The organism is Nitratireductor aquibiodomus (assembly GCF_900105565.1).
In the GTDB taxonomy this organism is placed as follows: domain Bacteria; phylum Pseudomonadota; class Alphaproteobacteria; order Rhizobiales; family Rhizobiaceae; genus Nitratireductor; species Nitratireductor aquibiodomus.
The window spans coordinates 2,251,186-2,274,007 of sequence record NZ_FNSL01000001.1 but is presented as its reverse complement, the minus strand read 5'-3'; the positions used below and the strand labels follow the sequence as shown (position 1 = coordinate 2,274,007).

Annotated in this window: 23 protein-coding genes and 1 pseudogene; 16 read left to right on the top strand and 8 right to left on the bottom strand. The window is 60.0% G+C overall.

What is annotated here, in order from left to right:
- The first annotated feature begins 65 nt into the window (after positions 1–65).
- The 3 genes from dctP (at position 66) to BLW55_RS10800 (ending at position 3,055) form a co-directional block, all read left to right on the top strand.
- Entirely contained in the window at positions 66–1,121 is a 1,056-nt protein-coding gene (gene dctP / locus BLW55_RS10810; protein ID WP_090328809.1) for a TRAP transporter substrate-binding protein DctP, read from the top strand.
- A gap of 66 nt (positions 1,122–1,187) precedes the next feature.
- Positions 1,188–1,727 carry a TRAP transporter small permease subunit gene (locus BLW55_RS10805; RefSeq protein WP_090328807.1) on the top strand — a complete coding sequence of 180 codons (540 nt, stop codon included), beginning with the start codon at positions 1,188–1,190 and terminating at the stop codon, positions 1,725–1,727.
- Positions 1,724–3,055: a TRAP transporter large permease gene (locus tag BLW55_RS10800; protein WP_090328805.1), complete on the top strand. Its 1,332-nt coding sequence runs from the start codon at positions 1,724–1,726 to the stop codon at positions 3,053–3,055. The genes BLW55_RS10805 and BLW55_RS10800 overlap by 4 nt, the downstream gene beginning before the upstream one ends.
- Before the next feature lie 114 nt (positions 3,056–3,169).
- On the opposite strand, the gene BLW55_RS10795 is transcribed toward BLW55_RS10800, so the two are convergent.
- On the bottom strand, positions 3,170–3,430 hold the full coding sequence (locus BLW55_RS10795; RefSeq protein ID WP_090328803.1) for a helix-turn-helix transcriptional regulator: 261 nt from the start codon (positions 3,428–3,430) through the stop codon (positions 3,170–3,172).
- A 135-nt stretch (positions 3,431–3,565) separates the two neighbouring features.
- On the opposite strand from BLW55_RS10795, the gene BLW55_RS10790 reads away from it, so the two are divergent.
- Positions 3,566–4,036, top strand: coding sequence for a DUF4365 domain-containing protein (locus BLW55_RS10790; protein ID WP_090328801.1), 471 nt, complete (start codon positions 3,566–3,568; stop codon positions 4,034–4,036).
- Between the two features lie 143 nt (positions 4,037–4,179).
- On the opposite strand, the gene BLW55_RS10785 is transcribed toward BLW55_RS10790, so the two are convergent.
- The 3 genes and pseudogenes from BLW55_RS10785 to BLW55_RS21065 all read right to left on the bottom strand — a co-directional run.
- The gene (locus BLW55_RS10785; RefSeq protein ID WP_090328799.1) at positions 4,180–4,602 is read right to left on the bottom strand and encodes a DUF5681 domain-containing protein; all 423 of its coding nucleotides are present in this window, start codon (positions 4,600–4,602) and stop codon (positions 4,180–4,182) included.
- A complete protein-coding gene (locus tag BLW55_RS10780; RefSeq protein WP_090329964.1) occupies positions 4,602–5,927 on the bottom strand; it encodes a site-specific DNA-methyltransferase in 1,326 nt (441 codons plus the stop codon). The genes BLW55_RS10785 and BLW55_RS10780 overlap by 1 nt, the downstream gene beginning before the upstream one ends.
- A gap of 354 nt (positions 5,928–6,281) precedes the next feature.
- Positions 6,282–6,395: pseudogene (locus BLW55_RS21065) on the bottom strand (GNAT family N-acetyltransferase); the annotation flags it as partial.
- 394 nt (positions 6,396–6,789) lie between these two features.
- On the opposite strand from BLW55_RS21065, the gene BLW55_RS10770 reads away from it, so the two are divergent.
- Positions 6,790–7,614, top strand: coding sequence for a lytic transglycosylase domain-containing protein (locus BLW55_RS10770; protein ID WP_036540525.1), 825 nt, complete (start codon positions 6,790–6,792; stop codon positions 7,612–7,614).
- Positions 7,615–7,716: 102 nt separating this feature from the next.
- Here the strand turns inward: BLW55_RS10770 and BLW55_RS10765 are convergent, their stop codons facing one another.
- The gene (locus BLW55_RS10765; RefSeq protein WP_090328797.1) at positions 7,717–7,962 is read right to left on the bottom strand and encodes a hypothetical protein; all 246 of its coding nucleotides are present in this window, start codon (positions 7,960–7,962) and stop codon (positions 7,717–7,719) included.
- Positions 7,963–8,299: 337 nt separating this feature from the next.
- On the opposite strand from BLW55_RS10765, the gene BLW55_RS10760 reads away from it, so the two are divergent.
- Genes BLW55_RS10760 through BLW55_RS10745 form a run of 4 tightly spaced genes read left to right on the top strand, consistent with a single transcriptional unit; the run spans position 8,300 to position 12,981 of the window.
- Complete coding sequence (locus BLW55_RS10760) at positions 8,300–9,616, top strand: NAD(P)H-dependent oxidoreductase (protein ID WP_090328795.1); 1,317 nt, start codon at positions 8,300–8,302, stop codon at positions 9,614–9,616.
- Positions 9,617–9,630: 14 nt separating this feature from the next.
- Positions 9,631–10,665, top strand: a complete 1,035-nt coding sequence (locus BLW55_RS10755; protein WP_007010820.1) for a thiamine pyrophosphate-dependent dehydrogenase E1 component subunit alpha — start codon at positions 9,631–9,633, stop codon at positions 10,663–10,665.
- On the top strand, positions 10,665–11,675 hold the full coding sequence (locus BLW55_RS10750; protein WP_090328793.1) for an alpha-ketoacid dehydrogenase subunit beta: 1,011 nt from the start codon (positions 10,665–10,667) through the stop codon (positions 11,673–11,675). The genes BLW55_RS10755 and BLW55_RS10750 overlap by 1 nt, the downstream gene beginning before the upstream one ends.
- A gap of 1 nt (position 11,676) precedes the next feature.
- Positions 11,677–12,981, top strand: a complete 1,305-nt coding sequence (locus tag BLW55_RS10745; protein ID WP_090328791.1) for a pyruvate dehydrogenase complex dihydrolipoamide acetyltransferase — start codon at positions 11,677–11,679, stop codon at positions 12,979–12,981.
- 272 nt (positions 12,982–13,253) lie between these two features.
- Here BLW55_RS10745 and BLW55_RS10740 read toward each other — a convergent pair whose 3' ends face one another.
- The gene (locus BLW55_RS10740; RefSeq protein WP_090328789.1) at positions 13,254–13,940 is read right to left on the bottom strand and encodes an HAD family hydrolase; all 687 of its coding nucleotides are present in this window, start codon (positions 13,938–13,940) and stop codon (positions 13,254–13,256) included.
- A gap of 56 nt (positions 13,941–13,996) precedes the next feature.
- Positions 13,997–14,644, bottom strand: coding sequence for a hypothetical protein (locus BLW55_RS10735; RefSeq protein ID WP_090328787.1), 648 nt, complete (start codon positions 14,642–14,644; stop codon positions 13,997–13,999).
- A 179-nt stretch (positions 14,645–14,823) separates the two neighbouring features.
- Between BLW55_RS10735 and BLW55_RS10730 the strand changes: the two genes are divergently transcribed.
- From BLW55_RS10730 to ptsP, 5 genes are all read left to right on the top strand, one after another.
- Complete coding sequence (locus BLW55_RS10730) at positions 14,824–15,261, top strand: transcriptional regulator GutM (protein WP_007009752.1); 438 nt, start codon at positions 14,824–14,826, stop codon at positions 15,259–15,261.
- An 82-nt stretch (positions 15,262–15,343) separates the two neighbouring features.
- Entirely contained in the window at positions 15,344–16,084 is a 741-nt protein-coding gene (gene srlA / locus BLW55_RS10725) for a PTS glucitol/sorbitol transporter subunit IIC (RefSeq protein WP_425286778.1), read from the top strand.
- A 14-nt stretch (positions 16,085–16,098) separates the two neighbouring features.
- On the top strand, positions 16,099–17,109 hold the full coding sequence (gene srlE, locus BLW55_RS10720; protein ID WP_090328783.1) for a PTS glucitol/sorbitol transporter subunit IIB: 1,011 nt from the start codon (positions 16,099–16,101) through the stop codon (positions 17,107–17,109).
- A gap of 174 nt (positions 17,110–17,283) precedes the next feature.
- Complete coding sequence (locus BLW55_RS10715; protein WP_025031174.1) at positions 17,284–17,667, top strand: PTS glucitol/sorbitol transporter subunit IIA; 384 nt, start codon at positions 17,284–17,286, stop codon at positions 17,665–17,667.
- A gap of 38 nt (positions 17,668–17,705) precedes the next feature.
- On the top strand, positions 17,706–19,694 hold the full coding sequence (ptsP, locus tag BLW55_RS10710; RefSeq protein ID WP_090328781.1) for a phosphoenolpyruvate--protein phosphotransferase: 1,989 nt from the start codon (positions 17,706–17,708) through the stop codon (positions 19,692–19,694).
- A gap of 9 nt (positions 19,695–19,703) precedes the next feature.
- Here the strand turns inward: ptsP and BLW55_RS10705 are convergent, their stop codons facing one another.
- Positions 19,704–20,462 (bottom strand): hypothetical protein, encoded by a 759-nt coding sequence (locus tag BLW55_RS10705; RefSeq protein ID WP_244509043.1) that lies wholly within the window; start codon positions 20,460–20,462, stop codon positions 19,704–19,706.
- A gap of 131 nt (positions 20,463–20,593) precedes the next feature.
- Between BLW55_RS10705 and BLW55_RS10700 the strand changes: the two genes are divergently transcribed.
- Both BLW55_RS10700 and BLW55_RS10695 read left to right on the top strand, forming a co-directional pair.
- Positions 20,594–21,625, top strand: a complete 1,032-nt coding sequence (locus tag BLW55_RS10700; protein WP_090329962.1) for a sugar-binding transcriptional regulator — start codon at positions 20,594–20,596, stop codon at positions 21,623–21,625.
- A 112-nt stretch (positions 21,626–21,737) separates the two neighbouring features.
- On the top strand, positions 21,738–22,631 hold the full coding sequence (locus BLW55_RS10695; RefSeq protein ID WP_090328779.1) for a LysR substrate-binding domain-containing protein: 894 nt from the start codon (positions 21,738–21,740) through the stop codon (positions 22,629–22,631).
- Positions 22,632–22,822 lie beyond the last annotated feature (191 nt).

The window sequence follows — 22,822 nt, the reverse complement described above, 5'->3', positions numbered from 1 at the left end:
AATTGAGCGCGCTGGAGCTTTCGGACGCCGACGACGCGGCGCTAATGATCCCTTGGGAGGAACCTATGAAACGCAGATCACTCTTGGGCACGGCCCTTACCGCTCTGGCCCTCGTGATGGCCACCCTAAGTTCGCCTGTGCTGGCGCAGGACAAGATCAACCTTCGTATGGCGACCAGCTGGAGCGGTGGGTATACGATGGAGCTGATGGCGAACGCCTATGCAGAGGAAGTCGCCCGCCTGACCGACGGTCGGATCACGATCGAAACCTATCCCGGGGGTACGCTCGGCTCGGCCCTTGAAGTGTCGGATCTCGTCCGCAATGGCGTGGCCGACATGGGGCATACCTGGATGGGCTACGACTGGGGCGAGGATCGCACGACGATCCTGTTCGGGGGGTTTGCCGGGTCCTTCGATAGCGAGCGGATGCTTCACTGGCTCTATGTCGGTGGCGGACTCGAGCTGTGGCGGGAGTTCCGGGCCGACAAATTCGACCTCGTTTCGATGCCGCTGGGCATCCGCACGCCGGAAGTGTTCCTCCACTCCAACAAGCCGGTGCGCACGCTGGAGGATTTTCAGGGTCTGAAGTTGCGTACCGCCGGGGCGTGGCTGGAAATATCGTCCGAACTTGGAGCGGCGCCGGTTACCGCGCCGATGGGCGAGGTCTACACGATGCTCGAACGCGGGGTCGTCGACGCCGTCGAGTCCGGTAGCCTTGGCGAGAACCAGACCTCTGGTTTCCACCAGGTCGCGAAATACGTGATCCTGCCCGGTGCGCACCAGCCGGTGGCGCCTTTCGAGTTGGTGATCTCTCCCAGGGTCTGGGAGGGCATCTCGGAAGCCGACCGCGCACTGCTTCAGGACGCGGCGCGTCTGGTAACGCTCGATTGCTGGATGACCTTCGGGCAGCGCGATGCCATGGCGAAGACCTTCTACGAAGACGAGGGCAACGAGGTCATCGATCTGGCTTCCGAGGTGCAGAAAGCGATCTACCAGGCCGGTGCCGCCTATGCTGAGCGCAACTCGCAGGAAAACGAATGGTTCGCCCGCGTCTGGCAGAGCCAAAGAGAGTTCGATGCCTTGTGGCAGGGAGCCGAGCGTTATCGCAAGATCGAACGCTGAGAGTAATACAGTCGCGATGGCTGGCCCCCGCGCCAGCCATAATCGTTTTCTCATTGAGGCATTCATATGGACTTTGCCAACCGAAATTCGGACTGGCCGGGCACGTTGGCCGCGCATCTGGACAGGGTGACGCTTTGGAGCGGAGCAGCGGCGGCGTTTCTGTTTCTGCCGCTGGTCATCGTCACGGTGTGGGAGGTGTTCGCCCGCAAGATTCTGGGCGTTCCGACAATGTGGACCTTCGAGCTTGGTTACATGTTGACCGGGACCTATTTTCTGCTTGGCGGGGCGGTCACGCTAATGCGCGGCGAACACGTGCGTATCGATCTCGTCTACAGCCAGTTCGGACCCCGGGGGCAGGCCGTGATCAACCTTGTCTTTCTCGCGATCTTCTTCCTGCCGTTTTGCGTTCTGATTAGCCACGCCCTGTTCGACTACGCGGCAGAGGCGTACATGTCCGGCCGCACGACCGGCAAAAGTGCCTGGAACCCGCCCGCCTGGCCCTTCCGCGCCATCATGTTCGCCGGTTTCGTTCTCCTCTCGCTGCAGGTGATCGCGAAGATCCTGCACGCCGTTGCGGTGCTAACGACGAAGGAGCGGGCGCGATGATGGAACTGTTGCCCGTCTTCATGTTCGTATGCCTGTTCGTGCTGATATTCTGCGGCGTCCAGGTCGCCTTCGCCTTGATGGTGTCCGGCTTCGTCTTCGGACTCATCGAGTTCGATTTCAACCTGCGGCCCATTCTCTTCCAGTTCACCCAGAAGATCGATGAAACCGCGTCGAATTTCGTCTTGGCGGCGGTGCCGCTTTTCGTCTTCATGGGTGCGGTGCTCGAGCGGTCCGGCATTGCCGAGCAACTATTCCGCGCCGTGCAACTCTGGACAGGACGACTGCCAGGCGGGCTTGCCGTGGGCACGATCCTAATGAGCATCATCTTCGCCGCCTCGACCGGTGTGGTCGGCGCGACCGAGGCCGTCATCGGTCTCCTTGCCATTCCACCGATGCTGCGCCAGGGCTATGACAAAAGCCTGATCAGCGGAACGATCTGCGCGGGCGGATCGTTGGGAACAATTATCCCGCCCTCGGTCGTCGTCATCATCCTTGGGCCAGTGGCGGATGTCTCGATCGGCGACCTGATGGTTGGGATGATCGTGCCCGGTTCGATTTTGGCCCTGCTTTACCTCGTTTATGTGGTGGGGCTTGCTGTGGTGCAGCCGCACAAAGCACCGCGGCCGGATCCGTCCTTTACGGATTCGATGCCGCTGATCGAAAAGCTGTCGATCACGCTCAAGGCCCTGATCCCGCCGCTTCTGATGATCTGCGCCGTGCTGGGAACGATTATCGCGGGCGTGGCCGCGCCAACCGAGGCTGCTGCCATCGGGGCAGTGGCCGCAGTCGTGTTGGCCGGGTTTTATCGGACGCTCAGCTTGACGATGCTCAAGGATGCGGGCTGGCGGACGCTGATCGTGACGGCAATGATTATGTTCGTCCTGCTGGGCGGGTCAATGTTCACGGTCGCCTTCGGTTCGGTCGGCGGCATCACCCAGCTGCGGAGCGTGCTAGGCGATCTCGACGTCTCTCCGGCGGTCATGCTGGCGATCTTCCTCGGCATCGTGTTCGTCGCCGGGTTTTTCTTGGAGTGGATTTCGATCATTCTGATCTTCATCCCGATTTTCATGCCGTTCGTGCGCGATGCCGGTTTCGACCCGGTGTGGTTCTGCATGCTGATTCTACTAATGGTTCAAACCAGCTACCTGACACCCCCTCTGGCACCCGCGATCTTCTATTTGCGCGGCATCGCACCGCCGGAGATGACGCTGACCGACATGTATCGCGGCGTCGTACCGTTTCTGGTGCTGCAGGCGATTTGCTTGGCCATAATGGCGGCGTTCCCCGGATTGGCCACCTGGCTTCCGGATGTCTTGTTGGGTTTCTGAGGAAAGCGCAAACGACATTACCGTCCGGGCAGTCGTGCCCGGACGGAGCCGACGATAGGGCGGATCAAAGGCAATTTCTGACATGCTTCAATTTCGCAGAATGGCTTTTGCTTCCTATGGTTTCCGCCGACCTGGCCTCAAAGGCTTTGGAGGAGTTTCTTGCCTGGTGGGTATTTGGAAGAGTTCCAACATCTGGCATTCCAAGGCTGTAGCCAGCTTTTCAAGCGTTAGAAGAGTGGGGTTTCGCGTGCCGCGCTCAAGGTGACCCACATAGGCTCGCTCGACCTCTGCGCGTAGCGCGAGCTCATCCTGCGATATGCTTCTTTCTACGCGCAGGCGCCGCAGGTTCCAGCCGACTAATGAGCGCACATCCATGTGCGCAAAAGATCATTCGAAGAGCACCAAAACCACGTTCTATGACACCATGAATTAACACTTTGCCCGTATCGTGCCATGTCAGCAGGAACAGTCCCGCTAACATGATGTGGTGCAAAAAACAGGAGGCAGAATATGCTGACCAATAGCTGCAACTGGGATGGTCTCGACAAGCTCCGGGTCGGACGCTTTGGAGAGTATTTCGCAAAGATGGCGTTCACGCGCGCTGGATATGACGTCTATTCCCCGGAAGTGGATGATCGGGCGATTGACTTTGTGATCCGGACTTGCGGGGCCGAGATGCGTTATCTGGAGATTCAGGTGAAGACAGTACGGTTGGCGAGATCGAGCTACGTTTTCATGCGCAAGAAGCACTTTCCCATCTCGCCGGATCGCTATCTCGCGCTGGTTACGCTCAAGCAGGGAGAGGAGCCCGAACTCTACTTGATACCCTCGACCGTATGGGCAGATCCAGCTGCTCCCTTTGTCTCGCGAGATTACGAAGGCAAGAAGTCAGACCCGGAGTATGGGCTGACCGCATCTGCCAAGAACCTCAACCAGCTTGGCACCTACCGATTCACCGAGCGCTTCGAACTCGCAGCATGACGATAGTATTTGATCTCGGCTGACTCGAATGACTTCGGTCAGCCGAATCGCGGTTTGGCGAAAGCGCACAGTCTCTTGCGCGCCAAGGTTACCGTGCGCACCCGAGTTGTTTTAGTAAGCAACGACCAAGTCGAGGATAATTCTCAAAGTTGCATCTTGTTCTGAATTCGGATCAGTTCCTCAAGTTCTCCATCGCTTAGTTGGCTAAGATCAAGTTGTGGTGGATCTTTGGAAGTTGCCTCTGCCTCCATGATCAGTTTCATCAGTAATCTGGCCATCTGTGCGTCTTTCGCCGCTGCCGCGCCCATCTGGCGAAAGAGTACTCGGGCATATTCGATCTGGCTGCGTTTCCCTCCTTCTGTTACCCACACGTAGCGTTGCGCCTCCTCCCTCAGAATTTCCAGGGTCTTCTTCTTCGAAGCTTTGGAGGCGAGAGCACTCCTTTTTTTGGGACGCCCTTTGGGATTTCCGGATTGTCCAGGTTTAAACCGGTGTTCCACTGGAGGGTTCCTATAGCCCACGCCAGGAACAGGTGGAGTGGGTCCTTTCTCGTCGGAGTCCTCCATCAGTGGTTCTCCCCTGGGCTGCCGATGCTGTTTGGCGAACCGCTTTCGCGAATTTCGTTGAAAGTTCGCCCTGAAGCCAGATGGACGGCATCTCTGCCGGTGAATTTCTCCCAGCGCCTGATGGTCGTGTCGACGTAGGCAGGATCGATTTCGATAAGTAGCGCCCGGCGGCCTACCTTTTCACACGCAATAAGCGTCGAACCAGAACCGCCGAAAATGTCCAGCACATGGTCGCCACGCTGGGTACAATCCTTGATCGCCTCAGCGATGAGAGCGACTGGCTTTACCGTTGGGTGGAAAGCAAGTTCTTCAAGGCGTCCCTTTCTGAATGAGTTCACACCGGCAAACTGCCATACGTTTGTTCTGTTGCGACCGTGCTTACCCAGTTGGACGTTGTTACGATGTGGAGTCTCTCCAACCCTGGCAACCACGATAAGCTCGTGCTGGCTTCTATACAGGGAGCCCTGGCCTCCGTTATTTTTCACCCACACTGCAATGTTCAGAAGGGAGCCGTATTGCTTTCGGCATTCTTGCACGAGAAGGTCAACATGCCGCCAATCCATGCAGATGAAATGAATCGCGCCGTTGCATGAGCGGGCTACCATTTGCTTCAAGCTTTCTCGCAGGAAGTCACAGAATTCATCGTTCGACATCTCGCCCGATGCCATTTCAAATTCGCGATGCTTGGTCTGGCCTCGTCCGACAATATCTGTGATCGCCAGATTGTACGGGGGATCGGTAAAGACCATATCAGCTCGCGCATCTCCGCACAGAACGTCGAGATCTCTCGCGTTCAAGGCATCACCACAAAGGAGCCGATGGCGACCGAGAATCCATAAGTCGCCGAGCCGAGATGTCGTGGAGCCGCTGTTATTCTCCGGAAGTTCGTCTTCGGGAGTAGAGGGCCCGGTTTCGTGGTCAAGGAGGATTTCATCGACTTCGGCGACCTCAAAGCCCGTGAGCTCAATGTCACCTCCCTCCACCAGAATTTCGGAGAGCTCGACTGCAAGTCGCTCCCGATCCCAGCCGGCGTTTGCGGCAATCTTGTTATCGGCCAGCAGGAGCTGCCGCTTCTCAACATCAGATAGCCCCGATACCTTGATGGTCGGAACCACATCAAGCTGGAGAACCTTCGCGGCAGCCAATCGCCCGTGCCCGGCAATCACAATCCCGTTTTCATCAGCCAGAATTGGGCTGAGGAACCCGAAACGCTCTATGCTCTGAGCGATTTGCTTAATCTGCTTCTTCGAATGTGTACGAGCATTGTGGATATTTTCTTTCAGAGATCCGGCTCTCTGATCGATGATGCTTGAAATAACAGGCATGTGCGCCTCCAAGTCAAAGACAATGCCGCTAAACGGCTTGAACTGAATTTGATGATTAGAGAAACGACTTGCGAGGCGCCTTTGGCGCATAGACCATCGTCACAGGCTTCCTGCAACGGATCCATCTGGGCATCACCCAGTCTGGGTCGGCCGGAACTCCCGGCTCTTGCTTAAAACTCGCGCGGACTTTGTCCCCGATAACTACAAAGGTTCCCCGATTCGGTTGGAATTTCAAGAGCTATTGGTCAGGCTGTGTACTCACGGTTATGCTTGGCTTCAGCCGCCGAGCGGATAGGTACTGCGCTTCCGGCCATGTCTCAGATGCGGACGAAGCTGCGAATGACGAGTTGCCGCTTAACGCCTCGCAAGCATTGGCAAAATCAAGCCCCACTGCGTCTCTTGAGGTGATCCGAACGGTTGGAATCCCAGTTTCTTGTAGACAGCAATCGCTCGCTCATTGGCCGGATGACCGTGCTCTCTTTGGCGGTTCCGTTTCGCAGTTCCTTCAAGGTAAACATTGTTTCGTTCGTGGGAAGATGGCTGCTTGCTGACGTGGATTCCCTGTTTTCTAGAATCAGGGAATTCCTGTGCCAACGTCTTCGGTTCTCGACAGTAATTCCCAGTGCACCTGTCAGCGTTCCCTGCAAACTGCAGTTTTTCCCTGTATTTTAAGTGCGAACAGGGAATTTCGCTGCAGAGATAAATTTGCTTTGGACTGGAACCACCACCAACCGTCCGCCGGTTCGATCTCAGAGACCTTGCCTGCCCTTGTCGTGCGTTTTACGCTTCGTCTGGAGAAATGGGGTGGCCTATGCGACATGCGCGACCTTGCCGATGGTTGAGCTGCTTCGCCATTCTGAGCATGTTTGTGCTCGGTGCTCATGAAGCGGGTGCGGAGCAGAAGTCCGAAGAGACCGAGAAAGACAGACTGATCGCTTCTGTCTGCAACCTTGTCGAGACGCATGCCCGGGAAAACCGCTTAGAGCCCGCATTTCTGGCCAGGCTCCTCTGGAAGGAAAGCCGCTTCAACCCCAATGCCGTGAGCCCTAAGGGGGCTGAAGGGGTGGCACAGTTCATGCCGGGCACCGCCGCGCTGCGCGGGCTGGACGATGCGTTCGATATCGAAAAGGCAATCCCGGCTTCGGCCGCCTATCTGGCGGAACTGAAAAGGAAGTTCGGAAATCTCGGCCTGGCTGCCGCCGCGTACAATGCCGGAGAGGCGCGTGTATCACGCTGGCTCAAGAAAGGTGGCTTCCTGCCGCTGGAAACCGAGAACTACGTGATGGCGATCCTCGGTGCGCCAGCTGACACGTTTTCGGACCGGAAGCCAGCTGCCAGCATCGAACCGCTTCATCCCGACAAGACGTTTGATGCGGCCTGTCGTGATCTGCCCGTCTCAGCGCGTGCCGTTATGGCCATGACCAGCGTTCATACGCAGCCCTGGGGCGTGCAGGTTGCGGGGCATTTTCGCCGTGATGTGGCGATAAGACTGTGGCAGATGGTGCTGCGCAGACATGCGACGCTTCTAAAAGACTACGAGCCGGTCATCACGCGGGTCCGTTCGTCGCGGGGATGGCGTGGAATCTATGCAGTGCGCATCGGTGCGGGCAGTCGCCCGGATGCCGTTCAGGTCTGCCAGCGGTTCCGCAGGGGCGGCCTGCCATGCGTTGTCCTGCGCAACAGATAGCGGGGTTTTCCAAAGCAATATCGGTAGACCCGAACCAATGAAGCGGTAAAGAAAAAGGCCCGGAGTGACTTCCGGGCCTTTGTCAAAGTGATTTTACGAGCATTAGCTGTTGTTCGATGCCGAACGGCTTACCAGCTCCGGACGACCATCTGCGCCAACAACATAAATCTCGAGATAATCTTTTCCGTTCGAAGTAAATTGGTGCTGAAGAACGGAGCCAACCGGCGTCTTGCTGAGTGTGGACTGGGAGGGTCCATCAAAGTTGATGCTGCCTTTAATAGGCTCAACAGCAAAAGCGGGGGCGGCAACGAAGGAAGAAATAACGATGGCAGAAAGAACAGTTTTCATTTTCAATACTCCTGATAGCTTTCAACAAGCCATTCACATTTCCGTCAAGGAAGATGTGATATTACTATCGGCATGGGATTATTCCCTTGCTGGTTCCTCATTTAGGGAGTGCCTGTTCGTTTCGTCAGATCGAAATTTTGAAACAGAGCGTTCACAAATGCTGGAATGTTACGATCTGCACTTTCCCTAACGGCAGGCTTGCTTCGGCGCGCGCACCCGCGGCGGCGACGGCTGATTGGCGCAGGTTACTCCCGGAATGGACATTCGTATTGACACCAAAACAGATGTTCAATAAGCCTCGGACCGAGGAAACGTCCATCTGGGAGAGTGGTCAGAAATGTCTGCCAACGTTGCGCTTACCGGCCTTGCCCGGGATCTCGAGGATCGGGCCAAGTCCGGCAAGCCGATTCGCATCGGCCTTGTGGGCTCTGGCGAAATGGGCACTGATATCGTCACCCGCGTCGCTCATATGCCGGGTATCGAAATCGGCGCCATTTCGGAGCTGAACCTGCCTGCGGCAAGCCGCGCCGTGGATATCGCCTATCAGGAAGAAGGCCATGCCAAGGAAGCGGACAGCCAGTCCGCAATGACCGGGGCGATGGAAGCCGGCAAAGTTGCTGTCACCAACAATGCCGATCTTCTTCTGGAGAACGATCTCATCGACGTGGTGATCGACGCGACCGGTGTTCCGGCTGTCGGTGCTGAAATCGGCCTGAGGGCCATGGAGCACGGCAAGCACCTCGTCATGATGAATGTCGAGGCTGACGTCACCATCGGTGCTTATCTGAAGAGCGAAGCCGACCGTCTGGGCGTCACCTATTCGCTGGGTGCCGGCGATGAGCCGTCTTCCTGCATGGAACTGATCGAGTTCGTTTCGGCCATGGGGCATCCCATCGTCGCGGCCGGCAAGGGCAAGAACAACCCGCTCAACATCGATGCGATCCCGGACGACTATGCCGAGGAAGCAGCGCGCCGCAACATGAATGTGCGTATGCTGGTCGAGTTCGTCGACGGTTCCAAGACCATGGTCGAAATGGCGGCCATCGCCAACGCCACCGGTCTCGTGCCGGACAAGCCGGGCATGCATGGCCCCAAGGCGACGCTGGACGAATTGTCCTCCGTGCTGGTGCCGGAAAAGGACGGCGGCGTGCTGTCGCGCGTTGGCGTGGTGGACTACTCCATTGGCAAGGGCGTAGCGCCCGGCGTCTTCGTTGTCGCCGACATGTCGCATCCGCGCATTTCCGAGCGCATGGAAGACCTGAAGATGGGCAAGGGCCCTTACTTCACCTTCCATCGTCCCTACCACCTGACCTCGCTGGAAGTGCCGCTCACCTGCGCCCGCGTCGTTCTCTACGGCAAGCCGGACATGGTGCCGCTGGACAAGCCGGTGGCGGAAGTCTGTGCCGTCGCCAAGAAGGACATGCAGCCGGGCGATACGCTGGATGCGATTGGCGAGTACTGCTACCGCGCATGGGTCATGACGGTGCCGGAAGCGCGTGCATCCAAGGCGATCCCCTGCGGCCTGCTTCAGGGCGGCACGGTCACCAAGCCCATCAAGAAGGGCGAACTCATCACGTCCGACAACGCTGCACCGCCGGCCGGTTCGAAGATCGCTGAGCTGCGCGCACGTCAGGACAAGCTCGTTTACGGCTAGACAGGAGCATGAATATGTCGGCCACGGCCAAGAAGGGCGCCGCAAAAAAAGACGGCGCCAACCAGCCTTTTATCTACAGGCAGTTCGATCAGGACAAGCTGCGCGATGCGCTGCGCAAGATGTATCTGATCCGCCAGTTCGAGGAAGGCGCGGAAGAAAGCTACATGCGTGGCCTGATCCACGGCACGATGCACCTGTCCATCGGTCAGGAAGCAAGTGCTGTCGGCATCTGCCTCGGTCTTTCCGACGAAGATCAGATCACCTCCACGCACCGTGGCCACGGCCACTGCATTGCCAAGGGTGCTGACGTTTCGCGCATGTTCGCCGAGTTCTTCGGCAAGACGACCGGTTATTGCCGTGGCCGCGGCGGCTCCATGCACATCGCCGATGTGTCGACGGGCAATCTCGGCGCAAACGGCATTGTCGGCGGCGGTCTGCCGATTGCAGTGGGCGCCGCGCTGACTGCAAAGAAGATGAAGACCGGCAATGTCGTCGTCTGTTTCTTCGGCGACGGTGCAAACAATGAGGGCGCATTCCACGAGGCGCTCAACATGGCGGCCATCTGGAAGCTGCCGGTTGTTTTCGTCTGCGAAAACAACGGTTATGGCATGTCCACCTCCGTCGCCCGCGCGACGGCGGTTCCCAACATCGCCGACCGTGCCGCCGCCTATGCCATGCCGGGCGTGATCGTCAACGGCAATGTCGTGTCGGATGTGGCGGAGGCCATGCACGAAGCGACCGAGCGCGCACGCAACGGCGAGGGACCGACGCTCATCGAGTGCAAGACCTATCGCTATCGCGGTCACTCCAAGAGCGACCGCAACCGCTACCGCACCAAGGAAGAGATCGAAGAGTGGATGACCGAACGCGATCCGATCGAGGCGTTTGAAGCCGAGCTCGTCGAGTTCGGTGTCATCGATCAGAACGGCATTGAGGACATCCGCGAATCCGTCCGCAAGGAGATCGAGGCCGGCATCGAGTTTGCCAAGGAAAGCCCGATGCCCGAAGTCGCCAATCTTGAGAAATACGTCTACACGGAGCAGGCCTGATGGACGCGCAAGTCGAGACAGCCACGCGTGAACTGAGCTACGCGCAGGCCATCCAGGAAGCTATGGCCATCGCCATGGAGCGCGATGAACGCGTGTTTCTGATGGGCGAGGATATTGGCGTCTATGGTGGCGCATTCCAGGTCACCGGTGATCTGGTGGAACGCTTCGGCCCCGAGCGCGTGATGGACACGCCGATCTCGGAGCTGGGCGGCGCTGGCGTCGCAGTTGGTGCAGCCGTGACCGGCATGCGCCCGATCTTCGAGTTCCAGTTCTCCGATTTCGCGACGCTCGCCATGGAGCAGATCGTCAACCAGGCGGCCAAGATGCGCTACATGCTGGGCGGTGCCGTTTCGGTGCCGGTCGTCATGCGCTTTCCTGCCGGGTCCGGAACGGGTGCGGCCGCACAGCACAGCCAGAGCCTCGAAGCGTGGCTTGGCCATGTGCCGGGTCTGAAGGTCATTCAGCCGGCCACCCCGCACGATGCGAAGGGCATGCTGCTCGCGGCCATCGAGGACCCCGATCCGGTGATGATCTACGAGCACAAGATCCTTTACAAGATGAAGGGCGAGGTGCCGGAGGGCTATTACACGGTGCCGATCGGCAAGGCCGAGGTGCGGCGCGAGGGTGTCGACCTCACCATTGTCGCCACCTCGATCATGGTTCACAAGTCGCTGGATGCTGCAAAGCAGCTCGCCGAAGAGGGCATCGACGTGGAGGTCATCGACCTGCGCACCGTCCGCCCGATGGATCGTCAGACGATCATCCAGAGCGTGTGCAAGACGTCCCGCCTGATGTGCGTCTATGAGGGCGTGAAGACGCTTGGCGTCGGCGCCGAGATTTCGGCCATGATTGCCGAGAGCGAGGCCTTCGACTATCTCGACGCTCCGGTCGTCCGTCTGGGCGGCGCGGAAACGCCGATCCCCTACAATCCGGAGCTGGAAAAGGCGACGGTTCCGCAGGTCGACGGCATCGTCAAGGCAGCCCGCGAGCTGGTTACGGGGGCGCGCTGACATGGCTGTTGAAGTCATCCTGCCCAAGGTCGACATGGACATGACGACCGGTCGCATCTCCTCCTGGCTGGTGGAGGAAGGCGCGACGGTGAAGAAGGGCGACGTCCTCTTCGAGATCGAGACCGACAAGGCGGCGATGGAGATCGACTCTCCCGCCGCCGGCATCCTTCGCAACATCACCGGCAAGGAAGGCATCGACATTCCGGTCGGCGAGGTTGTGGCGTGGGTCTATGAGGAAGGCGAGGCCGTTGCCGATGCGCCTGCCGCAGCGCCCGCTGAAGCCGTGGCTGAAGAGCCGGCAAAGGCTGAAGCACCGGCTTCGGCTGAACCGCCTGCTTCGGCTGCCACTCCGGTTGCGGCCGTGGCTTCGGCTTCCGCTGTTCGCGCCTCTCCGCTTGCCCGCCGTCTTGCAAAGGAAGCGGGTCTCGACCTTTCGGCGATTTCAGGTTCCGGGCCCAAGGGCCGGATCGTGAAAGCCGATGTGGAAGCGGCTGGCAAGGATGGCAGTGCGAAAGCTGCCGCCGCTCCGGCTTCGGCTCCCGCCGCGGCGCAGGCCATGTCCGACGATCAGGTCATGAAACTGTTCGAGGAAGGTTCTTACGAGCTGATCCCGCATGACAGCATGCGCAAGACCATCGCCCGTCGTCTGGTCGAGGCCAAGTCCACCATTCCGCATTTCTACCTGACGCTCGATTGCGAGATCGACGCGCTTCTGGCACTGCGCAAGCAGTTGAACGAGGCCGCGCCGAAGGTGAAGACCGAGGATGGCGAGAAGCCGGCTTACAAGCTGTCGGTCAACGACATGGTGATCAAGGCCCACGCCAAGGCACTTGCCATGGTGCCGGAGGCGAATGTCTCCTGGACCGAAAGCGCCATGGTAAAGCACAGACACGCCGATGTGGGCGTTGCCGTGTCGATCCCCGGCGGGCTGATCACGCCGATCATTCGCCGCGCCGACGAGAAGACGCTGTCGGCCATCTCGAACGAGATGAAGGATCTGGCCACGCGGGCGCGTTCGCGCAAGCTGAAGACGGAAGAGTTCCAGGGGGGCAACACGGCCGTTTCCAATCTCGGCATGTTCGGCATCAAGGACTTCGCCGCCGTCATCAACCCGCCGCACGCGACGATCCTCGCGGTCGGTGCTGGCGAGAGCCGAGCCGTGGTGAAGGATGGCGAGGTGAAGGTTGCGACCGTGATGTCGGTGACGCTGTCGACCGATCACCGTGCGGTGGACGGCGCGCTTGGCGCCGAACTCCTCGCCGCCTTCAAGAAGGTCATCGAAAATCCGATGGCGATGCTGGTTTGATTTGCGTCCCCGGTTTGCTGAGGGGCTCGTTGCCGGGGAAGCAGAGGGGGAGCGGCTTGTCGTTATGACGAAAAGACAGGCCGCTGTTGGGGTGGGCAACCGGGGGTAACCCTGGAACTTTGACCGCGTAACTTGGCGCTGCCTGGATCATCACGGGCAGCGCCTTTTCTTTAGAGCGGATCATCGTTTCATGGAAACGCCACTCCGCTCTATCTATCTGTTTCTCCGCATTTATGCGGACGTCAGGTGATTCCACCTGGCTGCAAAATGCTCTAAAGGTCCGCTACGGTTTCGCGGATGAAGCCGCGCCGGGTGAGCTCGGTCTCCACCTCGCTCCAGCTTGCGCACGTGGCGTGGGCTCCGGCGGCCTGCAGTTTCTCCGCATGACCGTCGAAGGTGTGGCTGCCGCCAGTGAAGCCGATCGCGGTCATGCCGGCTGCAACCGCACCCTGCACACCGAATGGCGAATCCTCGATGACCACGGAGGCGGTGGGCTCGCCGCCGAGCTTTTCGGCTGCGAACAGGAAGATGTCCGGGGCCGGCTTGCCGTTCTTCACCATCGACGTGCTGAAGACATTGTCTGCGAAAAATTCCGCAATGCCGGCCACATCAAGGCTTAGCGCAATCCTTTCCACCGAGGAGGACGAGGCGACACAGCGTGCGGTTTCAAGATTGCGCAGGAACGGGAGAATGCCGCGTGTCGGCTCCAGCTCTTCCTCAAGAAGCGCCCTGGTCTCCAGCCAGATGTCTCCTTCGGCGTGGGCGGGAAAAGCGTGTCCTGTAAGTTCTTCAATACGGACGATGATATCGGCCTGCTTCATACCGATGCACTGGCCGACCACATCACGGGTCAGCGCAAGGCCATGCTTGTTGTAGACGCGCTCATAGGCGATTGCGGCAAGCGGTTCGCTGTCGACAAGGACACCGTCGCAATCGAATATGATCAGGGGCTTGCTCATGGAAACTCCAAATTGAATTGAAACTGATGTGGGGACGGGCTCCGGCAGACGCTCTTTCACGTCGCGGGATCGGGGAAGATTGAGGGAGCCTCGATGCTCCTGCGCTTCGCTTCCATCGCCGTACGCATGGCCAGCCGTCCCTCGATCAGATCAGGCGCCACCCAGTTGGGTTCCGCGCCGAAAAACCGATCAAGAAACGCGACTGCGGAGGCAGGCATTTCGCGCGTATTCTCGCGGTAAGACCACCAGGTGCGCAGGTCGTCAGCGCAGCGGTTGAGGTGTGGCGTCTGGCCAAACTCCTGCTCGAAGATGGCAGCAATCGCGCAGACGCAATAGTTTGTATAAAGGAAACCCTCAGGCCAGAAGGTCACGATGTCGGCATTGTCGGCTGCGCTTGAAACAGCGCTTACCTGAGCAATGGAGACGGGGGCGTGGCGGATCATCTCCTTCAGCGCCAGCCCGGCGGCGTAGATGATGAAATCGCCGCGATCGAGCCTGGCATAGGCTTTTTGCGCATCCACCATTTCCACCCAGTCGAGAAAGACGCGTGTCAGCTTCTCCTCGCTTACCACGAACTCAACGCCATAGTGCTGCGTCACCGCCTTCGCGTTGCCGCGAAATGTTGCCCGAAACCAGCGCAATTGACGTAGCCGATGGCGCAGATCGGGCATGACGGCCAGTTCGTTTTTGAAATCGAGGTCCAACGCTGAACTCCTTCGCCCGGACAATAGCACGCAGCGGGCGGGTTCCAACCAAATAAGCCCACGCTCCAGGCTCAAAGGAATATACAATTTGACATTCTAAAAAACAAATGTTCTTAGTTCGGGATTAACGAGTATGCAGTGCGTGCGCTTGGAATAAGCGTTTCGGGAGGAACGGCCTGATGGCAATATGGCAATGGGGGCTCCTGCTCCTCGCGGTCGTATGGGCTTTGCAGTCCTACGGCGTCTGGCTGCAGATGCGACACTACTCCGATGTCTTCAAGGGCATCACGCAGAAATACACGGACGGCTTTGTGGGAACGGGCGCTTTTCACGGCCGCTTTCTGAAGCGCGGGGCGATTGCCATTGTCGTTGTCGCGCCGGATCTTTCCGTCCGCCGCGTTCTGACAATGAGCGGGCGATCGGTTTTTGCAAAGTTCAAACGACATGAGGAATTCGAGGGCATGACCCTCGATGCGCTGCGGGCCGAGCCGGCGATCTTCGGTGAAGACAAGCCTGGCCTTACTGCGGCAATCACCCAGGCAGTGGCGCAGATAGACCGTACGCGAGCGGGGGATGAACCGCCGCTTCGGGAATCTCTGGCCGCGGCAAAAGCATGACATACGGGATTGCACGCTCACCGGGGCTCAAGCAACGAGGTGGGCAGAAGAGAGAGGGAGGACTATGTCTGTCATTTCATTAATGGCCCAGCATGCCGATACGGCCATGCAGGGGCTGCACATGGCCGGGGCGGTGGCGGGCGATGCCGCGCTCACCGGCAAGCTGGCCGCCAAGGCGGCAGCCAATGATCTTGTCGTGCTTGCCCAGGCAGGCAGCGACATTTCGGTCGAAGAGTTCCGGCAGAAGCTGGATTCGGTTGCCCAGGAAGAGCAGCTTGGCTGGCTCACGGCTGCCGGCAAATACTTCATCGGCATCTTCCAGAAAGGCGGCGAAGTGTTCGCCGGCTTCGTCACCGGCATCATTCCGACGCTGGTCGTGCTGATGACGGCGTTCTACGCCATCACCGAACTGGTGGGCGAAAAGCGCGTTCACGGGCTCGCGCAGAGCGCGGGGCGCATCGCGCTCACACGCTACACGGTTCTTCCGGTTCTTGCGGTTTTCTTCCTCACCAACCCGATGGCATACACCTTCGGCTCGTTCCTGGAAGAAAAGCACAAGCCGGCGTTCTATGACGCTGCGGTGTCTTATGTGCACCCGCCGCTCGGCCTGTTCCCGCATATCAATCCGGGCGAGTATTTCGTCTGGGGCGGCATCCTCGTCGCGCTGCTCGAGCTTGAGAGCCAGGGCATTGTTCCCGGTGGTTATCACATCACCGTGGCGATCTGGTATGCGCTGGTCGGCCTCGTTGTCATCCTTCTCAAGGGTATGCTGACCGAGAAGATCACCGCCATCATGGCGCGCCGCCAGGGCGTTGAGCTCTAGGGGAGGGGCAGGACATGGCGAAAACATATAAAGCAGTAAAGATTTCGAAGGGCTCCTCCGGCTGGGGCGGCCCTCTGGTGATCGAACCGACGGCGCAGCGCAACAAGGTGGTATCCGTCACGGGTGGCGGCATTCATCCGGTGGCGCAGCGCATTGCGGACATGACCGGCGCCGAAGCGGTCGACGGCTTCAAGAGCCCGCCGATCGAAAGCGAGATGGCTGTGGTCGTGGTCGATTGCGGCGGTACCGCGCGCTGCGGCGTTTATCCGCGCAAGCGCATTCCAACCGTCAACCTGACCCCGGTCGGCCAGGCGGGTCCGCTCGCCCAGTTCATCACCGAGGACATCTATGTCTCCGGTATCACGCCGGAGAGCATCGAGATGGCTGACGGGAGCGAGGCGGCAACGGTTGCCGGTGGTGCTGCCAGTGCCGGCGACGCCGCGGAACAGGCCACCGCCTCTGCCGCTGCGCCGGCACCCTCCAGTGAGGGTGGCCTTGTGGGGCTCATCAGCAGTGTCGGCCGTGTCATGGGTCGCGTTGTCGGTATTTTCTTCAACGCCGGCCGCCGCACCATCGACCAGGTGGTCCGCAACGTATTGCCCTTCATGGCCTTCGTGACCATGCTGATCGGCCTGATCCTCTATACGGGCATCGGCGATGTTCTCGCTCAGCCCATGGGGCCGCTGGCAAACAACATTATCGGCCTGCTCATCATCTCGGCCATCTGCGGCCTGCCGTTCCTGTCGCCCATTCTCGGGCCGGGCGCGGTGATTGCGCAGGTGATCGGCGTGGCGATCATCGGTCCGCAGATTGCCAATGGCACGATTTCGCCCGCCATGGCGCTGCCGGCGCTGTTTGCCTACAACACGCAGGTGGGCTGTGACTTCGTGCCGGTGGGCCTCGCGCTCGGCGAAGCCAAGCCCAAGACTATCGAAATCGGCGTCCCGGCAGTTCTTATCAGCCGTCAGATCATGGGCCCGGTTTCCGTGGCTCTCGCCTGGGCTGTCAGCCTGGTGGTGCTTTAATCATTGGAGCCGGCGGCTGCCTTCGGGTGGCCGCCGTTTCCGGAATACCAGATCGCCGTGCGTCCATCCGGACGCACAAGGGGCGATCTAAACTATTGATCGAGCATCGGAACAATCCGAAAACCGGATTTCACTTTTCGGTCCGATGCTCTAGTCTGCATGGAGTTTTCTTGAATGTCGGTGTTTCTCAAAACGCGCATAACCGCAGTCGGTCCGGAAGTCGCGGATCTTGCCGAGGGCGGTGTCCTGATTCTGTTCGCTGACGGTGCGCCGGAGGAACTTGCCGAGGTTTCGGTGCTTCATGCGGTGGTAGATGGCCCGAGCGATGATGCGCCCGTGCCCGGCACACGCGTTTCGATTGGCGATGGCGTGAGCGCCGAAGTGACCGCCATGGGCGATGCGGCATGGAACAAGGTGCGCGAGATCGGACATGTCGTGGTGAATTTCAACGGCGCGACTGCCGTGGAGCGTCCTGGCGAGATCTGCGCGTCCGTAGTAGAGCCGGACAAGCTTGTCGCGGCGCTGAAGACGGATGCCGTGATCACCATCGGCGCCTGACGCCGTCACGAAATCGAAGACAGAGATACGAGACCGGTATGGAACGCTCGACCATTGTCCGAGTGCAGGACGGCCTGCACGCCCGACCCGCAACACGCTTCGTGCGCCTCGCCAAGGGGTTCGAGAGCGATGTGGAGATCGTCAAGGGAGAGAAGGCCGTCAGTGCCAAGAGTTCGGTCAAGCTGATGCTGCTCGGCGTGAAGGAGAATGACGAAGTCTCCATTCGTGCCGATGGTGCCGATGCGATTGAAGCCGTCGATGCGCTCATCGCCTATCTGGAGAACCCGCTTTCTGGTGTCGAGGAAGGTGCGGGCGAGAACGTGACGCAACCCGTCCCGCCACAGAAGGAACATGCCGCAAAGAAAGCTGCGACGGAGGTAGCCAGCCCCGTGGCGGACGGGGGGATCCACGGTGTTGCCGCCAGCGCAGGCCTCGGCCTCGGCCCGGTCTTTGCGCATTTTCCGCAGCAGATCGTTCCGGCAAACAAGACGCTGTCGGCAGATGAGATCGCTCCGGAGAAGAAGCGCTTCGAAGACGCCATTCTGCGGCTTCAGGAAAAACTCGACCGTTCACTTGCTTCCGACGGAATGCAGGAGAGCGACCGTGGTATCGTCGCGGCCCTGCGTGACATAGCTTCCGACGATGCGCTGCGCGATGAGACGCTCGCCGCCATTGATGGCGGACTGGACGTGGTTTCAGCGGTCATCGCTGCATCTTCGCGCCTGGCGGATGATTTCCGTAAGCTGGACGATGCCTATATGGCCGCGCGGGCAGAGGATATGGAGTCCATTGCGCGGCAGATCTGCCTGACGCTGCTGGGACAGGAAGATGCACGTCTGGACGACATTCCCGACGGTGCCATTCTGGTTGCCGAGGATATCGGTGCCTGGGATCTTGCGCGCGCGCCGCTCAAGCGTCTTGGTGGCGTGGTGTGCGGTCACGGTGGCGCGACTTCGCATGTGGCGATCATTGCCCGCACGCACGGCATTCCGGCCGTGCTTGGCCTCGGGGACGCCGTCAATCAGTTGCGTGAGGCAAAAGAAGCAGCGATCGACGGCCATACTGGCCAGGTCGTTGTCGAGCCGGATGCGGCAACCCGCGCACGCTTTGACGAGATGATCGGTGCCGCCGCCCGCGAAAGGGAAGCCCTCAAGGCTTACAAGGACGTGGTGCCGCGCCGGACCGATGGCACGGTCATCCAGGTGGCGGCCAATCTGGGTTCGCTCGAAGAAGTGGAAGCCGCGCAGGAGGCTGGTGCGATGGGTGTCGGCCTGTTCCGCACCGAGCTTCTGTTCATGCGCCACATGCATCTGCCTTCCGAGGACATGCAGGCGGAAACTTATGCAGAACTCGCACGCGCATTCCCTGATCATCCGGTGATCGTGCGCACGCTCGATATCGGCGGCGACAAGCCGATCTCCGGCGTTGAGTTTCCGGAAGAGGAAAATCCGTTCCTTGGCTGGCGCGGCATCCGCATGTGCCTCGACCGCACGGATATCTTCAAGGTTCAGCTTCGTGCCCTTCTGCGCGCTGCCGTTCACGGCAATCTGCGGGTGATGCTGCCCATGGTCTCGGATGTGGAAGAAGTGCGCCGCACGCGTGCCCTCATCGATGAATGCGCAGCCGAGCTGAAAGCCGAGGGGGTCGCCTGCGGCGAATTCCCGCTCGGGGTCATGATCGAGACGCCGGCTGCGGTCTTCGGCGCCGCGGCTCTGGCAAAGGAAGTTTCTTTCTTCTCGATCGGCACCAACGACCTGACCCAGTATGTGATGGCTGCGGATCGTCTCAACCCCTCGGTTGCCAGTCTCAATGATGCCGCTCATCCGGCCGTTATGGCGGCCGTGGAGCAGGCTGCGAAGGCGGCAATGGATGCAGGCATCGAGATCGGCATGTGCGGCGAGGCTGCCGCGCGCAGCGATCTGATTCCGGAGTTCATTCGCATGGGGCTGACGGAACTCAGCATGAGCCCTGCTTCCATCCAGGCCACCAAGAAGCAGCTTTCGGAGCTTCTGGAGACCGCTGCCTGATCACACCGTCTATGGCAGATGCGTGAGCAGGCTTTCGAAGACAGCCGTCAGGTCGGCGATTGGCTGGTCCGCCGCGAGGCTGCGGGCCATCCGGTCCTGGCGGGCGGCGATGGCCAGCGTCGCGATGTCAAGCAGATCCGAAGCCGGGAGGCTGTCGTCGAACGCCATGAGCGCGGAGGCGAGCAGCCCCGGCGCAAAGACGCGTATGGCTGTTTTCGCATCCTGTGCGGAAGCCGGCGTCGCCGGATCGCTGAGCGCGTTGCGGCAGACGTCCTGAACGAGATGTGCGAGCATCCCGGCCAACAGCGAACGCTTTATCTCAGGTCCGGAAGCATTCCTTAGAGCCAGCACAATGTTGCCCTGCCGCTGGCGTAATGTCTCGTGGGCTGCGGTGAAACCGGTTTCGCGAATCACCGGTGGCTCGGTTTCCTTCAATGTGGCCGCCAGGGCTTTCGCTGCGCGATACATATGACGCCTGAAAGCACGTTCACCTGACCCCGGATCACTGAAATACTCACCGAGGGGCCATAAGACCAGTTCGTGCTTATGCGCACCGGGAAGAACGGTCCTGGATGCGGTCTCGGCAAGTGTCAGCGTGTCGTCGACCATGCTTGCAGCGCGTGCCAGGAGCTTCTCCATATCGCTGAAGTGCCTGCCTGCGGCGGCTGTCGCCTGCCGCTCATGCCTGTGTGAACGCACAAAGTCGCGTATGTCCCGCAAGCGGTCCTTAAGGTGAATCGCCATGTCCTGCGAGGCATCACGAAGCATAAAGTAGTATCCTCAGGTAAGCAGTTTTACGCTGCCGGGCATTGACCCGATGGCGACATCATTGTTTTGGTCTTCCCGGAAATCAAGCTAGATGCTTGTATCTGCTCCGGGGAAAAATGCAGGAAGACCATATGAGCAAGGCGAAGGCGCACAAACAGTCCGCTGGGCAGCCCGCCGGTACGACCAGTTCTGGGGAAATTGCGATTGTGCCGGTCAGGGGTGGCGTGACCAGCAAGACGGACCGGCTGCGCGTGCGCGCCGCATGGATGTATTTCGTCGAGCAGAAGACGCAAAACGAGATTGCGGAGATCCTCGGCATAGGCCGTGTCAGCGTGGTGCGGATGCTCGCCGATGCACGGGCCCGCAACGAGGTGAAGATCACCATCGAGGGCGACCTTGCGGAGATAACCCGCATCGAGCGCGCGCTGGAAGAGCGGTTCGGGCTGGAGCGCGCCGTCGTCGCGCCGCTGTCCGACCCCAATGCGGACCCCATTCCCGCGATCAGCGCAGCCACCGGCAGTTTCGTTTCCGATGTCATGGCAGCGGGCATGTCGGTCGGTGTCGGCTGGGGGCGCACGCTTTTCGGCTCCCTGCCGTTCATCCGCGCCCGGCCGCTGGCGGATTTCAAGGTGATCTCGCTCCTGGGCGGTGTCGGCGTTGCCCGCCGCTTCAATCCGGCTGAATTCGCATGGCGTTTTGCGCGCGCTTTTCAGGGTGATGGCTATCTCATTCCTGCACCCGCCGTGGTCGACAGTGTCGAAACGAAAACCGCGCTTGTCGAGCGCTGCGGTCTGCATGAGATTCTGGCGCTTGCCGACACACTGGATGCCGTTATCGTCTCAGTCGGCGGTCTGGCCTCCGCCACCACTTTCTATCGCGGGGGCTATCTGACCGAGACGGTGCGCGCGGCTCTGGAGGAAAAGGGTGCGGTGGGCGACATCCTCTACCATTTCTACGATATCGACGGTCAGCTCGTGGATCATCCGATCAACGACCGCGTGATGTCTGTCGATGTCGACCGCCTGCGCCGGGCACCGATGCGCATTCTGACTTCCGGTGGTGACGACAAGATCGATGCGCTCATCGGTGCCATGAAACTGGTCGAGCCAACAGTTTTCATCACCGATGAGGAGAGCGCCCGCAGCATTCTCGCTCTGGCGTGATCGACGCGCATCCATGAAATTCGGTCCGGATATGTGATTTCGGTGCTGGGGCCGCTATAAGATGCGGAAGCGATATGCCGGCGGAAGGCCGCGAGGGAGCTTTATTTCGACGATGGTAGACAGGTTTGCGCGGCGCTTTCTGCCTTCCTTCTCCGTTTTGCGCAGCTTCGCCTCGGCGGCGCGGCATCAGAGTTTCACCCTGGCTGCCGAAGAGCTCAATCTGACGCAGAGCGCTGTCAGCCGCCATATCCGCGACATGGAGTCGGCGCTCGGTTTCAGCCTGTTCCGGCGGGTCGGGCGGCGCGTGGTCCTGACACCGGCTGGCAAAAACCTTGCCGATGCTCTCGAGGACGATCTCAGCCGCATCACCCAGACCCTGCATCGCGCCATCGCCGCCGGCATGTCGGGGGCGACACTGAATGTGGCCAGCCTGCCCACATTTGCAAGTCGCTGGCTCATTCCGCGCCTGCCCGGTTTTGAGAAGGCACACCCGGGGATCGGCATCAATCTGACTGCCCGCATCAATCCGTTCGACCTGGCTCATGAGCGTTTCGATGTCGCCATTCATTTCGGCCGGGACAACTGGCCGGATGCGCAGCTCACCAAGTTCTGCGACGAGGAGATGATCGCGGTCGCGTCGCCGCAGTTCATCGAGACGAACGGTGTCGAAGGCCCCGCGGGATTGCTCGAAGCACCGCTTCTGCATCTCCAGAGCCGGCCGGGCGCCTGGGGTGACTGGATGCATGAGGCCGGTCTGGGAGAGGTGCCGGCGCTTCCCGGCAAGCAGTTCGATCAGTTCACCATGGTGATTGCCGGTGCAGCTGCGGGGCTCGGTGCGGGGCTTGTGCCCGCCTATCTGATCGAAGAGGAGCTGCGCTCCGGCGTGCTGGCCCAGGTGGGAGATACAGCCCTCAAGACGCAGAACAGCTATTTCATCGTGCGGCCGCTGGGCGTCGACAATCCATCGGCGGACGCTTTCGTCACATGGATTCTCGCCCAAGTCTAGAGCATCCTTTGTGCGTCCGGATGGACGCACGGCGATCTAGCCGGACCAGGAAGTGCGCCTTTCCGACATCGATCGGGCGGATATGCATGACCCTGCATCATGAATACAGTCCGATTTTCCATTTCCAATCCGGGACGGCCCTCCCTACATTCCGGCCAGGGGCCGGTCCGGCCGCGCGGCATCCGTCTGCG

Excerpts from the sequence above, each read along its gene's own strand:
- BLW55_RS10760 (WP_090328795.1), top strand. The coding sequence starts at position 8,300 with ATGTCTGCCAACGTTGCGCTTACCGGCCTTGCCCGGGATCTCGAGGAT.
- dctP (WP_090328809.1), top strand. The coding sequence starts at position 66 with ATGAAACGCAGATCACTCTTGGGCACGGCCCTTACCGCTCTGGCCCTC.
- BLW55_RS10730 (WP_007009752.1), top strand. The coding sequence starts at position 14,824 with ATGGCAATATGGCAATGGGGGCTCCTGCTCCTCGCGGTCGTATGGGCT.
- BLW55_RS10740 (WP_090328789.1), bottom strand. The coding sequence starts at position 13,940 with ATGAGCAAGCCCCTGATCATATTCGATTGCGACGGTGTCCTTGTCGAC.
- BLW55_RS10790 (WP_090328801.1), top strand. The coding sequence starts at position 3,566 with ATGCTGACCAATAGCTGCAACTGGGATGGTCTCGACAAGCTCCGGGTC.
- BLW55_RS10800 (WP_090328805.1), top strand. The coding sequence starts at position 1,724 with ATGATGGAACTGTTGCCCGTCTTCATGTTCGTATGCCTGTTCGTGCTG.
- ptsP (WP_090328781.1), top strand. The coding sequence starts at position 17,706 with ATGGAACGCTCGACCATTGTCCGAGTGCAGGACGGCCTGCACGCCCGA.
- BLW55_RS10780 (WP_090329964.1), bottom strand. The coding sequence starts at position 5,927 with ATGCCTGTTATTTCAAGCATCATCGATCAGAGAGCCGGATCTCTGAAA.
- BLW55_RS10705 (WP_244509043.1), bottom strand. The coding sequence starts at position 20,462 with ATGCTTCGTGATGCCTCGCAGGACATGGCGATTCACCTTAAGGACCGC.
- BLW55_RS10805 (WP_090328807.1), top strand. The coding sequence starts at position 1,188 with ATGGACTTTGCCAACCGAAATTCGGACTGGCCGGGCACGTTGGCCGCG.
- BLW55_RS10745 (WP_090328791.1), top strand. The coding sequence starts at position 11,677 with ATGGCTGTTGAAGTCATCCTGCCCAAGGTCGACATGGACATGACGACC.
- BLW55_RS10695 (WP_090328779.1), top strand. The coding sequence starts at position 21,738 with ATGGTAGACAGGTTTGCGCGGCGCTTTCTGCCTTCCTTCTCCGTTTTG.
- srlA (WP_425286778.1), top strand. The coding sequence starts at position 15,344 with ATGGCCCAGCATGCCGATACGGCCATGCAGGGGCTGCACATGGCCGGG.
- BLW55_RS10765 (WP_090328797.1), bottom strand. The coding sequence starts at position 7,962 with ATGAAAACTGTTCTTTCTGCCATCGTTATTTCTTCCTTCGTTGCCGCC.
- BLW55_RS10770 (WP_036540525.1), top strand. The coding sequence starts at position 6,790 with ATGTTTGTGCTCGGTGCTCATGAAGCGGGTGCGGAGCAGAAGTCCGAA.
- BLW55_RS10700 (WP_090329962.1), top strand. The coding sequence starts at position 20,594 with ATGAGCAAGGCGAAGGCGCACAAACAGTCCGCTGGGCAGCCCGCCGGT.
- BLW55_RS10715 (WP_025031174.1), top strand. The coding sequence starts at position 17,284 with ATGTCGGTGTTTCTCAAAACGCGCATAACCGCAGTCGGTCCGGAAGTC.
- BLW55_RS10755 (WP_007010820.1), top strand. The coding sequence starts at position 9,631 with ATGTCGGCCACGGCCAAGAAGGGCGCCGCAAAAAAAGACGGCGCCAAC.
- BLW55_RS10795 (WP_090328803.1), bottom strand. The coding sequence starts at position 3,430 with ATGGATGTGCGCTCATTAGTCGGCTGGAACCTGCGGCGCCTGCGCGTA.
- srlE (WP_090328783.1), top strand. The coding sequence starts at position 16,099 with ATGGCGAAAACATATAAAGCAGTAAAGATTTCGAAGGGCTCCTCCGGC.
- BLW55_RS10785 (WP_090328799.1), bottom strand. The coding sequence starts at position 4,602 with ATGGAGGACTCCGACGAGAAAGGACCCACTCCACCTGTTCCTGGCGTG.
- BLW55_RS10750 (WP_090328793.1), top strand. The coding sequence starts at position 10,665 with ATGGACGCGCAAGTCGAGACAGCCACGCGTGAACTGAGCTACGCGCAG.